Consider the following 11493-nt stretch of genomic DNA (forward strand, 5'->3'; position numbering starts at 1 on the left):
ACGTCCCACGCCACCTCCTCCCTCCTCCCCCCCCACGACTCCTCTCCCCTGTCACCCTTCACGGAGCACACGTGTGTACTTCGCATGACCATCTCCCGGGCGGCGAGGCCGCGCAGGCCGGCGCCGGACGTCGCAGTTTCCTCCGGGCCACCGCGCTGCTCGGTGCCGCCGCGACGGCCTCGGTCGCCGTCCCGGCGGTCGCCGAGGCCGCGCCCGGCGAGGCAGCGGCCCCCGACTGGCGGCCCGACTCGAGCAGCCGTCGCTTCACGCTCGCCGTGATGCCGGACACCCAGTACCTCTTCGACGGGCCGAGCATCGACAAGGCGCCGGTCGAGGCGTCTCTGCGCTATCTGCTGGAGCACGGCCGCAAGGAGAACATCGTCTTCCTGTCGCACCTCGGCGACCTGACCCAGAACGGCTCCCAGCCCGAAGTCGCCACGATCAGCGAGGCGTTCCGGCTCCTGGACCGGCGGGGCGTGGGCTACAGCGTCCTCGCCGGCAACCACGACGTGAAGTCGTCGACGGACGACCAGCGCGGAGCGACGCCGTATCTGGACGCCTTCGGGCCGAAGCGCTTCCAGGGGAAGAGGACGTTCGGGGGAGCCTCCCCGGACGGCTACAACAGCTTCCACCTCTTCAAGGCCGCCGGCCGCGAGTGGATGGTGCTGGCGCTGGACTGGCGGCTGTCGGCGAAGGGCTACGCGTGGGCCAGGGACGTCCTCACCCGGCACCCGAAGACGCCGGTCGTCCTCACCACCCATGAGCTGGTCGTCGAGGACGACGCGCTGTCGGCGTACGGGCAGCAGCTGTGGGATCAGCTGATCGACGACCACGACCAGATCTTCCTCACCCTCAACGGGCACTACTGGCCCGCCGGCCGGGCCACCCGCAAGAACGCGGCCGGCAACGACGTACACCTGCATCTGACGAACTATCAGAACCGCTACTTCGGCGGCGCGGCGATGATCCGCCTGTACCGCTTCGACCTCGACCGGAACGTCATCGACGTGGAGACGGTCTCCCCGTGGATCCTCGGCCGGGCCGCCAAGGGCCTCAACGAGCTGGAGCGGCAGGAGATCGAACTCAGTGGTGACGCCGACCGGTTCAGCGTCGGGATCGACTTCGCCGACCGCTTCTCCGGCTTCGCCCCGGTGCCCGCCCGCCCGGCGCGCCCCGCGTCGCGGCTGCTGGTCCCGGGCACCGAGGCGTACTGGCGCTTCGAGAAGCCGGTGGCGGGCACCACGATCCGTGACCTGTCCGGGCGCGGCAACGACCTCTCGCTCGTCACGGTGGGCGGCGGCGAGCTGGGCTGGTCCGCGGACCACCACCCCGACCAGCCCGGCCACGGCAGCCTGGAGTTCCAGGGCTTCAAGTCCCCGCTGAAGGGCGTGTACCTGCGCACGGTCGACGGGGCCCCGCTCAACTCGGCGACGTTCCGCGACGGTTACACCATCGAGGCGTTCTACCGTCTCCCCGCCGACTGGGACCCCGACCACCACGCCTGGTCCGGCCTGGTGAGCCGGACCGGCACGGGCGGCGCCGCCGGCAAGACCGCCGACGACCCGGACGAGCCGATCGCCACCCTGTCCCTGTCGAACGACCGGGAGCCGCAGTGGGCGATGCGCCCGCTGAACCAGGAGGGCATCGCCACCAACTGGGCCCAGGAGACCCCGCTGGAGACCTGGTGGCACCTGGCGGTCGTCAACGACGGCGAGCACACCACGATGTACGTGGAGGGCTGCCCGGTGGTCCGCAATCCGAAGGCACGCTCGACCGGCATCACGTCCGTGGGGCTGCCGTGGCTGCTCGGCGGCTACGAGTACGGCGGCAAGATCGACCAGATCCTGCACGGCCGCCTCGGCGACGTCCGGATCGTCGCACGGGCGCTGCCCGTCAAGTCCTTCATGAACCACTGACACCTTCAGGGATCACCATGACCGAGCAGCAGCTGCCCACCTGGGCCGACCCGTCCGTCTCCCCCGCCGACCTCGACCCGCAGGGCGTCTCCCGGCGCGGACTCCTGCGCCGCGCGGGCCTGTTCGGCGCCGCCTTCGCGCTGGGCGGCGCGGCCGTGCCCGCCGTGGCGGCACCGGCCTCGGCCGCCGCCGGCCCGCGCCTGGGCGGCGACGACCCCCGCCTCGCCTACCTGGTGGGCGACCACCACATCCACTCCGTCTACAGCCACGACGCCAAGTACACGTTCTCCCAGCTGGCCACCGCGAGCGCCAAGTACGGCCTGGACTGGATGGTGTTCACCGAGCACTCCAACTTCGGGCATGCCAGGTACGGGGCGGCGCTGGAGCACGAGGAGATCCTCAGGGCCCGTGCCGAGAACCCGCGCCAGCTGATCTTCCAGGGCCTGGAGTGGTACATCCCGGCCGCCGAGCACTGCACGGTCTTCTCGGCGCCCGGCGCGCACGAGGTCGACCTGCTCACCCGGTTCGAGAGCGCCTACGACGGCAAGCTGCTCGGCTACGACAAGGGCGGGGCGGCCGACGCGGACACCGCCCGCAACGAGGCGCACGCGGTCAAGGCCCTCAAGTGGCTGTCCGAGCAGCGCCGCGAGGGCTACGTGGACGACGTCCTCGTCCTCGCCAACCACCCGATGCGCCTCGGCATCGACTCCCCGCACGAGATGCGGGCCTGGCGCGACGCGGCACCCGAGATCATGGTCGGCATGGAGGGCGCACCCGGCGCCCAGGGCGCGGCCATCCCCGGCTGGCGCGGGGCGACCTCGATCCGCGGCGAGTACGAGAACAAGCCGTCGGCGCAGTCGTGGGCGGGCTACCCGGCGGACGCGTTCCTGACGTACGGCGGCTTCGACTGGGCGACCGCGACGGTCGGCGGCCTGTGGGACTCGATGCTGGCCGAGGGCCGGCTCTTCTCGGTCACCACCAACTCCGACGCGCACCGCATCGTCTTCGACACCTGGAAGAACGGCGACTGGCCGGCCGGCCAGAACTTCGACAACACGGGCAAGCTGCCCGACCCGGTCGACACCACCACGCCGCAGCCGGGCAGCGACTTCTGGCCGGGCCAGTTCAGCCGCACCCACGTCGGCGTGACCCGCTACGGCTACCGCGCGGTGATGGCGGGCCTGCGCGCGGGCCGGGTCTGGCTCGACCACGGGCATCTGCTCGACGGCCTCGACGTCCGCCTCAAGCGGGACTGCGACCAGGGCCGGGGCGTCACCCTGGGCGGCCGGCTGCGGGTGCGCAAGGGCGAGAAGCTCACGCTGAACGTGACGGTCACGACCGCTTCCCGGCCCAACTCCCAGGGAATCCTGCCGGAGTTGGCGCACGTCGACGTCATCCGGGGCGCGGTGCGCGGCCCGGTGACCGACCGGGACACCTGGCAGGCCCCCGACACCAAGGTGGTGCGGACGAAGGACGTGAGCGGCCGCAAGGGGACGTACACCCTGCGCATCCCGCTGACCGCCGGAAGCGAGTCCTTCTACGTCCGGCTGCGCGGCAGCGACGGCAACCGCCACGGCGCGGGCTACCTCGGCGCGTCGGTCGACCCGCACGGGCCGATCCCGCACGCGCCCGGAGACGGTGACCCGTGGGCGGATACGTGGTTCTATTCGAACCCGGTATTCGTCGACGTGGCAGGAGCCTGATGAAGCGTCACCTCCTCACTATCGGTTGCTTATCGAGCGCGCTCGCCCTCGGTGCGGGGACGGCGTCCGCCGCCGGTGCCCCGCACTGGGCCGAGACCGGCACGGCGTACACGGACACGCTCGGCGGCGGACAGGGGCTGGCGAGCCGGGCGGACGGCTCACTGCTGTACCGCGGGCTCGCCTCCATCCCGCTGGGACTGCGGATCAAGGGCTGGAACCACGTCGGCGACCCGGACATCGCGCAGGGCCACGTCTTCGACGCCTACCAGGGGCCGGACACGGCGACGTCGAAGATGTTCGCGGTGACGACCCCGGCCGGAAAGCGCTACGAGTACGTCCACCGGCTCAACCCGGGCGAGAAGCTGAACAACTCCTTCGCCGCCGTCTCGCCCGACGGGCAGTGGCTGGTGTCGGGCGAGTGGGGCGAGCAGCGAAGACTGCAGGTGTTTCCCGCACCCCTGTTGAACCCGTCCACGCCGCAGGCCGGCGGAGACCTGAAGGAGGCCTGGCAGATCACCCTGGACCAGCCCGTCCGCGACATCCAGGGCTGCGACTTCGTGTCGGACACCCGCCTGGTGTGCGCCTCGAACGACGCCTCGGGCACGCTCTTCCCGGAGATCCGGCCCCTCCTCCAGGTCGACCTGCCGCGCAAGCTGGACGGTCAGCCGACGACGGGTACGGTGCGCACCCTCTTCGCCCTGCCGCAACGCAGCGTGTGCACGGGCAGCTTCGGCACCTTCGAGACGGAGGGCGTCGACTACGACGTGGACAGCGGCACCCTGCGCGCCCAGATGATCCCGCCCGGGGTGTGCGCGGCGGCCACGGCCGTGCACTCGTACCAGCAGGATCAGGCGTAGAACCGCGACAGGCTCTGCAGCACCGCCGCCGGCTTCGCCCCGCCCTCGATCTCGATCGTCCCGTCGACCGTGATCTGCACCCCGCCGGGCACCTCCTCGACCTCCGCCAGCTTTCCGACCAGCCGTATACGGGAGCCGACCTTCACCGGCGAGGGGAAACGCACCTTGTTGAGGCCGTAGTTGACCTTCGTGGTGACGCCCTGGACGTCGAGGAGCTCGGTGAACAGGGGGATGAAGAGGGAGAGGGTGAGGTAGCCGTGGGCGATGGGGGCGCCGAACGGCCCCTCGGCCGCCTTCTGCGGGTCCACGTGGATCCACTGGTGGTCGCCCGTGGCGTCGGCGAACGTGTTGACGCGGTCCTGGGTGATCTCGATCCACTCGCTGGTGCCGAGGTCGGCGCCCGCCAGCTTCTTCAGTTCGTCGAGGCCGTTCACGGTGATGCTCATGGGGTTCCTTAACTGTTGCCGTACCGGGTACGGACACGGGACTTGAGGAGCTTTCCCGAGGCGGTGCGCGGGAGTTCCTCCGCGAGGACCACCGATTTGGGAATCTTGTATTTGGCGAGGTGGCCGGCGAGGGACGCGAGGATCTCGTCGGGGTCCGGGGCGGCTCCCTCGCGGGGGACGACGACCGCGCGCGGCACCTCGCCCCACTTGTCGTCGGGCACGCCGATGACCGCGCACTCGACGATGTCCGGGTGGGCGAGGAGCAGGTCCTCGATCTCGGCGGGGTAGATGTTCTCACCGCCGGAGATGATCATGTCCTTGATACGGTCGACGATGAAGACATAGCCGTCCTCGTCGACGCGGGCCGCGTCCCCGCTGCGGAACCAGCCGTCCGCGAAGGACGCGGCCGTCTCCTCGGGCAGCCCCCAGTAGCCGGGCATGACATGCGGGCCGCGGACCACGACCTCGCCGGTCTCGCCGACGTCGACCGGCGCCAGGTCCGGCCGTACGACGCGTACGTCGCTGAAGAAGTGCGGCACACCCGCCGAGCCGGCCTTGTCGACCGCGTGCTCGGCGTCCAGGAAGAGGGTGCCGGGCGCGGCCTCCGTCATGCCGTAGCCCTGAAGGAACGTCAGGCCGCGTTCCTGGTAGGCGGCGATGAGCGGGCTCGGGACCGGGGAGCCGCCGCACGTCAGGATGCGCAGGGACGACAGGTCGGCGTCGGGCCAGCGGGGGTGGCGGGCGATCTGGTCGAACATGGTCGGCACGCCGAACATGAAGGTGATCCGGTGCCGTTCGATCAGGTCGAAGGTGGCGTCCGGGTCGAAGGCCTCGACCAGGACACAGGTGCCGCCCTTGAGGAGGACCGGGAGGGTCAGCATGTTCAGGCCCGCGGTGTGGAACAACGGGGCCGAGACCAGGGCGCGTTCGTCGGCGATCAGATCGGTGTCGACGAGGACGTTGAGCGCGTTCCAGATGATGTTGCCGTGGGTGAGCATCGCGCCCTTGGGGCGGCCGGTCGTCCCCGAGGTGTACATGATGATGCAGGTGTCGTCCGGGGTGACGGGCGTGTCGATGGGCTCCTCGGCGGCCGAGGCGAGCGCCTCCTCGTACTCGGCGCCCACTTCGACGTAGCTGCGGACGTCGGTGCTGCCCGGCAGTCCGGCGACGAGCCCGGCGTGTGAAGGGCCGTAGACGAGGGCCTTGGCGCCGGAGTCGGCCAGTTGGTAGGCGATCTCGGGGCCGGCCAGACGGGTGTTGAGCGGGACGAAGACCGCGCCGAGTGTGCCGGCCGCGAACAGGGTCTCCACATAGGAGGGGTGGTTCGGGCCGAGGTAGGCGATGCGGTCGCCGCGGCGCACGCCTCGGACGCGCAGGGCGTGGGCGAGGCGGGTCGTGCGGGTGTGCAGGGTGCGGTAGTCGGTGGACGTCCCGCCGTGGATCAGGGCGGTGCGGTGCGGGGTCTTGCGGGCCCGGCGTGCGGGCCACGACCCCAGTCCCTCGTTGCGCATGTCACGCCCCTTACGGTTTCGTCAGCCCGAGCAGCCGGGCGGCGTTCTCCTTGAGGATCTTCGGCCTGACCTCGTCCTTGATCGACAGCTTGGCGAAGTCGGCGAGCCAGCGGTCGGGGGTGAGGACGGGGAAGTCGGAGCCGAAGAGGACCTTGTCCTTCAGCAGGGTGTTGGCGTACTGCACCAGCTGCGGCGGGAAGTACTTCGGCGACCAGCCGGACAGGTCGATGTGCACACCCGGCTTGTGCGTGGCGACGGCGAGCGCCTCGTCCTGCCAGGGGAAGGACGGGTGCGCCAGGATGATCTTCAGATGCGGGAAGTCGGCGGCCACGTCGTCCACGTGGAGCGGGTTCGAGTACTTCAGGCGGATGCCGCCGCCTCCCGGGACGCCGGCGCCGATGCCCGTCTGTCCCGTGTGGAACAGGGCGATGGTGCCCGTCTCCTCGATGACCTCGTAGAGGCCGTACGCCACCGAGCGGTCGTTGGGGAAGAAGCCCTGGATGCTGGGGTGGAACTTGAAGCCCCGCACCCCGTACTCCTCGACCAGGCGACGTGCCTGCTTCACGCCCGCCTTCCCCCGGAAGGGGTCGATGGAGGCGAAGGGGATCAGGACGTCCGCGTTGGCGGCCGCGGCCTCGGCGACCTCCTCGTTCGGGACCGGCGGGGTGCCGGTCGCGGACTCGGAGTCGACCGTGAAGATCACGGCGGCCATCTTCCGCTCGCGGTAGTACGCGGCGGTCTCCTCCAGGGTCGGCTTCCGCTTGCCCTCGACCTTGAAGTAGGCCGAGGAGGCGTCGTGCAGGTCGTCGTCCAGGGAGGCGTGGCCCTGGGAGGAGACCTCCGCGTGGGTGTGGACGTCGATCGCGACCAGCTCGTCCAGGTCCATCACGCCTCCGGGAACTTGGGCGCCGGGATGCCGACCGACTGGAGTTCGGCGCCGACCGAGGTGGGCCAGACGTCGGCCAGGGTGTCGGGGGTCCAGCCGCCGTCGGCGTAGACCGCCGCGATCTCCTGCGGATGCGACCAGAGTGCCACCTTGTCGCCGCCGACGCCGATGGCCTGGCCGGTGACGCCCCGGGCCGCCTCGGAGGCGAGGAAGGGGACGAGGGCCGCGCAGTCCTCGGGGGTGCCGAAGCCCTCGCCCTTGCGCAGGAAGTCGGGCAGCGGCTCGCCGTTCTTCATCGCGGCGATGTACGGGGCGAAGGCGGGGATGGTCTCGGTCATGGCGGTCGCGGCGACCGGCACGATCGCGTTGACGGTGATGTTCGCGCGGCCCAGCTCCATCGACCAGGTGCGGGCGAAGGCGGCGATGCCGGCCTTGGCGGCGGCGTAGTTCGTCTGGCCGAAGTTGCCGCGCTGTCCGGCCGGGGAGCCGACCAGGATCAGGCTGCCGCCCTCACCCTGCTCACGCATCCGGACGGCGGCGGCGCGGGCGCAGGTGAAGGTGCCCTTGAGGTGGGTGGTGATCACCGCGTCGAAATCGTCGTCGGTCATCTTCCACAGGACCTTGTCGCGCAGGATGCCCGCGTTCGTCACCAGGATGTCGAGCCGCCCGAACTCCTCGACCGCGCGGTTCACCAGCCGCTCGGCGGCCTCGGTGGTGCCGACGGGGACGACCTCGGCGACGGCGGTGCCGCCGGCCTCGGTGATGGACTTCACGGCCGCCTCGGCCACGGCCTCGTCCACGTCGTTGACGACCACGGAGGCTCCGTGGGCGGCCAGGGCATGGGCGTAGGCGAGGCCGAGGCCCCGGCCGCTGCCGGTGACGACGGCGGCCTTGCCGGTGAGATCGATGCTGGGCACGGGAGGGTCCCTTCGACGTGGGGTGCGGCTACGAGATCGAAGTTAAGAGCAATAATTGTTGTCGTCAATAGTTGTTGGCAACCTTCGGGTGCGTCATGCTGGAATCCGACCAGAGGAACCCCCGTCACCAGGGGCCGAGACCAGGGAGTCCGCCATCGCCCGCCAGCACGCCACCAACCCGGCACCCATCGACGCGAACGAACCGTGGATGCGCGGACTGCACGCGGACACGGGATACCTGCTGTACCGCCTGGGCCTGCGCTCGGGTCAGTTGTTCAACACGTTCCTCCAGGAGTCGGGAGTACGCCTGCGCCACTACGCGGTGCTGCGGTTCCTCGCCACGTCCCCGGGCGCGCTCCAGCGCGAGCTGAGCGCCTCGCTCGGCTACGACCCGAGCGCGATCGTCGGCCTGGTCGACGACCTGGAGAAGCTGGGCTTCGCCGAGCGGCGCCCCTCCCCCGACGACCGCCGCAGCCGGATCATCGTCCTGACCGAGGGCGGCCGGGTCTTCCTGCGGGACACCGACGAGGCCGGGCAGCGGGTCACCAACGAGCTGCTCCAGCCCCTCGACCCCGCCGAGCGCGAGCAGCTCCACGCACTGCTCCAGCGCGTCACCGAGTCCGAGCTGGGGTGACGCGATGATGAGGTGTCCATGACCTCCGACGCCGTGCCTTCCGTACCGTCCGTGCCCTCCATGCCGCCCGCGCCGGCCAAGGGGACGCGTTCCGCGCCCGACCGGCTGCTGTCCGTGCTCGGGGCCTTCGATCTCGAACATCCGGCACTGTCCCTGACGGACATCAGCCGACGGGCCGGGCTGAGCCTGAGCACCGCGCACCGCCTCGTGACCGCACTCGCCGAGTGGGGCGCCCTGGAGCGGGACGACGCCGGCCGCTACCACGTCGGGCTGCGGCTGTGGGAGCTCTCCGCACTGGCGCCGCGCGGGCCGGCGCTGCGGCAGATCGCGCTGCCGTATCTGGAGGACCTGTACGAGGCGACGCACGAGAACGTGCAGCTGGCGGTCCGGGACGGGGCCGAGGTCGTCTACATCGAGTGGCTTTCGGGACGCTCCGCGGTCGGCGTGCACATCCGGGTCGGGGCGCGCTGGCCACTGCACGCCACCGGCGTCGGGCTCGCGCTGCTCGCGCACGGCGACCCCGACTTCCAGGAGGAGTACTGCGCCGGGCCGCTCGCCTCCTTCACGCCGTACACCGTCACCGAACCGGCCCGGCTGCGCCGCATGCTGGCCGACGTGCGCCGTGCGGGGGTGGCGGTGAGCAGCCGCCAGGTCACGGACGACGCGCTGTCGGTGGCCGCCCCGGTGCGCGGTCCGGGCGGGTCGGTCGTCGCCGCCGTGTCCGTGGTCGTGCCGCAGGCCGACGCGCAGGTCCCGGTGCTGGTGCCCGCCGTGCGGCTCGCGGCGCGCGGGATCTCGCGGGGTCTGGGGTGGCAGCCGGAGAAGGGGGCGTAGGGGCGCCGTACGACGTCGATCCGCCCCGTCCGCCCGGCCGGCGCTACAGCCGCACGGTCATCTCCACGGCCACCTCGTCACCGGACCCGAGCCCCTGCGGCGTCCGCACCGCCTTCTTGAGCGGCAGCAGATAGCCGCCGTCCTTGGGGAAGAGCGAGGTCTCGAAGGCGACTTCGCCGATCCTCGCCTCGACCGGGATCACGCCCCAGCCGTACGTGGCCATCGCGGCCACCTCCCGGATGTCGGCGGACTCCTGGTCGGGCACGCCGACGAAGTAGTACGGCGCCGGTCCGCGCCATTCGATCACCCGGCCGGTGAAGGCGAGTTCCATACGCGCAGGGCCTCTTCTCTCTCCCGGTGTCCTCACCAGGATCTCAGGCCGCGGTGTCCGTATTCAAAGGAACAACCCAGGAAAAAGCCGCACGATGCAGGCGTACCGCAGCAGAGATCTCCGGAAGGCACGCCGTGGCTGTCCCGCACATATCGAACCCGTCCGAACAGCCGCCGCAGAGGTGGTCCCGGCGCGGGGTGCTCGCCGCACTCGGGGTCGTGCCCACCGCCGTGCTCACCGGGTGCGGTGGCTCGACGGGCGCCTCGGAAGGGGCGCGGACGACAGCGTCCGCGCACCGGCCGACCATCACGCTCACCCCCGCCGACGGCACCACGAAGGCCGACTTCACCAGCCCCGTGGAGGTCGCCGTCACCGACGGCACCCTGGCCTCCGTGAAGGTCACCGGGAAGGACGGTTCCACCCTGGAGGGCGCCTTCAACGACGCCCGCACCAGGTGGACCTCGGCGAGGAACCCCTACTCGGGCACCGAGTACACGGTCACGGCGACGACCGGGCAAGGGGCGGCGGCGGCCGACATCACGGCCTCCTTCACCACCCGGTCGCCGAGTGAGACCTTCGTCGGCTACTTCACCCCCGAGGCCGGCTCCACCTCCGGCGTCGGCATGCCCGTGTCGGTCAGCTTCACGCACGCGGTCGCCGACAAGGCCGCCGTCGAGCAGGCGATCAAGGTGACCGCCGAACCCGCGGTCGAGGTCGTCGGCCACTGGTTCGGCGACACCCGGCTGGACTTTCGGCCGCAGACGTACTGGGCCGCCGGGACGACCGTCACGCTCAGCCTCCGGCTGAAGGACGTCGAGGGCTCGGAGGGGATCTACGGCACGCAGTCCAAGGACGTCACCTTCCACATCGGCCGCGAGCAGATCAGCACGGTCGATCTCGCCACGAAGCGGATGACGGTCGTCCGCGACGGCGGGACCATCGCCGACTACCCGGTCAGCGGTGGCGACCCCGACCACGCCACCTGGTCCGGGATCATGGTGATCAGCGAGCGGTTCAAGCAGACGCGGATGGAGTCCTCGACGGTCGGGCTGGGAGACGAGTACGACATCTCCGACGTCCCGCACGCCCAGCGGCTGACCACGTCCGGCACCTTCGTCCACGGCAACTACTGGGCGTCCACCTCGGTGTTCGGCAACCAGAACACCAGCCACGGCTGTGTCGGCCTGCATGACGCGAAGGGCGCGAGCGACGCCTCCGTCGACGGCTACAGGTTCTACGAGAGTTCGATGCTCGGGGACGTGGTCGTCGTCAGGAACTCGGGCGAGGAGACCGTCGATCCGGCCAACGGGCTCAACGGCTGGAACCTGCCATGGGCGACGTGGAAGGCGGGCAGCGCGCTCTAACGAGCTCGTGCACGGTAAGCGGTGAGACGTCGCGTCCTTGATCGTTGATCATGGTTGTGTGGTGGGGAACGCGACTCGTGCAGCGATCATCAGC

General features: G+C 70.8%; 11 protein-coding genes. 6 read left to right on the forward strand and 5 right to left on the reverse strand.

Annotation, left to right across the window (positions count from 1 at the left end; translation table 11 throughout):
* Window positions 1-71 precede the first annotated feature (71 nt).
* Genes ACFU95_RS33950 through ACFU95_RS33960 form a run of 3 tightly spaced genes read left to right on the forward strand, consistent with a single transcriptional unit; the run spans window position 72 to window position 4476 of the window.
* On the forward strand, window positions 72-1916 hold the full coding sequence (locus ACFU95_RS33950; RefSeq protein ID WP_383835745.1) for a LamG-like jellyroll fold domain-containing protein: 1845 nt from the start codon (window positions 72-74) through the stop codon (window positions 1914-1916).
* A 17-nt stretch (window positions 1917-1933) separates the two neighbouring features.
* On the forward strand, window positions 1934-3619 hold the full coding sequence (locus tag ACFU95_RS33955; RefSeq protein WP_383835748.1) for a PHP domain-containing protein: 1686 nt from the start codon (window positions 1934-1936) through the stop codon (window positions 3617-3619).
* The gene (locus ACFU95_RS33960; RefSeq protein WP_383835750.1) at window positions 3619-4476 is read left to right on the forward strand and encodes a hypothetical protein; all 858 of its coding nucleotides are present in this window, start codon (window positions 3619-3621) and stop codon (window positions 4474-4476) included. Before ACFU95_RS33955 ends, ACFU95_RS33960 begins: the two co-directional genes overlap by 1 nt.
* On the opposite strand, the gene ACFU95_RS33965 is transcribed toward ACFU95_RS33960, so the two are convergent.
* Genes ACFU95_RS33965 through ACFU95_RS33980 form a run of 4 tightly spaced genes read right to left on the reverse strand, consistent with a single transcriptional unit; the run spans window position 4467 to window position 8236 of the window.
* Window positions 4467-4922, reverse strand: a complete 456-nt coding sequence (locus tag ACFU95_RS33965; RefSeq protein WP_383835753.1) for a MaoC family dehydratase — start codon at window positions 4920-4922, stop codon at window positions 4467-4469. The two genes, ACFU95_RS33960 and ACFU95_RS33965, sit on opposite strands and share 10 nt — an antisense overlap.
* Window positions 4923-4930: 8 nt before the next feature.
* Window positions 4931-6433: an o-succinylbenzoate--CoA ligase gene (menE, locus tag ACFU95_RS33970; RefSeq protein ID WP_383835756.1), complete on the reverse strand. Its 1503-nt coding sequence runs from the start codon at window positions 6431-6433 to the stop codon at window positions 4931-4933.
* 10 nt (window positions 6434-6443) lie between these two features.
* Window positions 6444-7319 (reverse strand): amidohydrolase family protein, encoded by an 876-nt coding sequence (locus ACFU95_RS33975; protein ID WP_383835759.1) that lies wholly within the window; start codon window positions 7317-7319, stop codon window positions 6444-6446.
* On the reverse strand, window positions 7319-8236 hold the full coding sequence (locus ACFU95_RS33980; protein WP_383835762.1) for an SDR family NAD(P)-dependent oxidoreductase: 918 nt from the start codon (window positions 8234-8236) through the stop codon (window positions 7319-7321). The genes ACFU95_RS33975 and ACFU95_RS33980 overlap by 1 nt, the downstream gene beginning before the upstream one ends.
* A gap of 208 nt (window positions 8237-8444) precedes the next feature.
* On the opposite strand from ACFU95_RS33980, the gene ACFU95_RS33985 reads away from it, so the two are divergent.
* Together ACFU95_RS33985 and ACFU95_RS33990 are read left to right on the forward strand one after the other, a co-directional pair.
* Window positions 8445-8870 carry a MarR family winged helix-turn-helix transcriptional regulator gene (locus tag ACFU95_RS33985; RefSeq protein WP_383835765.1) on the forward strand — a complete coding sequence of 142 codons (426 nt, stop codon included), beginning with the start codon at window positions 8445-8447 and terminating at the stop codon, window positions 8868-8870.
* 60 nt (window positions 8871-8930) lie between these two features.
* Window positions 8931-9704, forward strand: a complete 774-nt coding sequence (locus ACFU95_RS33990; RefSeq protein WP_383835786.1) for an IclR family transcriptional regulator — start codon at window positions 8931-8933, stop codon at window positions 9702-9704.
* A gap of 43 nt (window positions 9705-9747) precedes the next feature.
* On the opposite strand, the gene ACFU95_RS33995 is transcribed toward ACFU95_RS33990, so the two are convergent.
* Window positions 9748-10035, reverse strand: a complete 288-nt coding sequence (locus ACFU95_RS33995; RefSeq protein ID WP_383835768.1) for a DUF1905 domain-containing protein — start codon at window positions 10033-10035, stop codon at window positions 9748-9750.
* A 134-nt stretch (window positions 10036-10169) separates the two neighbouring features.
* Between ACFU95_RS33995 and ACFU95_RS34000 the strand changes: the two genes are divergently transcribed.
* On the forward strand, window positions 10170-11399 hold the full coding sequence (locus ACFU95_RS34000; protein WP_383835771.1) for an Ig-like domain-containing protein: 1230 nt from the start codon (window positions 10170-10172) through the stop codon (window positions 11397-11399).
* The last annotated feature ends 94 nt before the right edge of the window (window positions 11400-11493 follow it).

Origin of the sequence: Streptomyces sp. NPDC057623 (assembly GCF_042800355.1) — a bacterium.
Lineage (GTDB): Bacteria > Actinomycetota > Actinomycetes > Streptomycetales > Streptomycetaceae > Streptomyces.

Bases quoted from the DNA above. Each gene is read 5' to 3' on its own strand.
- ACFU95_RS33955 (WP_383835748.1), top strand. From the start codon at position 1,934: ATGACCGAGCAGCAGCTGCCCACCTGGGCCGACCCGTCCGTCTCCCCC.
- ACFU95_RS33960 (WP_383835750.1), top strand. From the start codon at position 3,619: ATGAAGCGTCACCTCCTCACTATCGGTTGCTTATCGAGCGCGCTCGCC.
- ACFU95_RS33965 (WP_383835753.1), bottom strand. From the start codon at position 4,922: ATGAGCATCACCGTGAACGGCCTCGACGAACTGAAGAAGCTGGCGGGC.
- menE (WP_383835756.1), bottom strand. From the start codon at position 6,433: ATGCGCAACGAGGGACTGGGGTCGTGGCCCGCACGCCGGGCCCGCAAG.
- ACFU95_RS33975 (WP_383835759.1), bottom strand. From the start codon at position 7,319: ATGGACCTGGACGAGCTGGTCGCGATCGACGTCCACACCCACGCGGAG.
- ACFU95_RS33985 (WP_383835765.1), top strand. From the start codon at position 8,445: ATGCGCGGACTGCACGCGGACACGGGATACCTGCTGTACCGCCTGGGC.
- ACFU95_RS33990 (WP_383835786.1), top strand. From the start codon at position 8,931: ATGCCGCCCGCGCCGGCCAAGGGGACGCGTTCCGCGCCCGACCGGCTG.
- ACFU95_RS33995 (WP_383835768.1), bottom strand. From the start codon at position 10,035: ATGGAACTCGCCTTCACCGGCCGGGTGATCGAATGGCGCGGACCGGCG.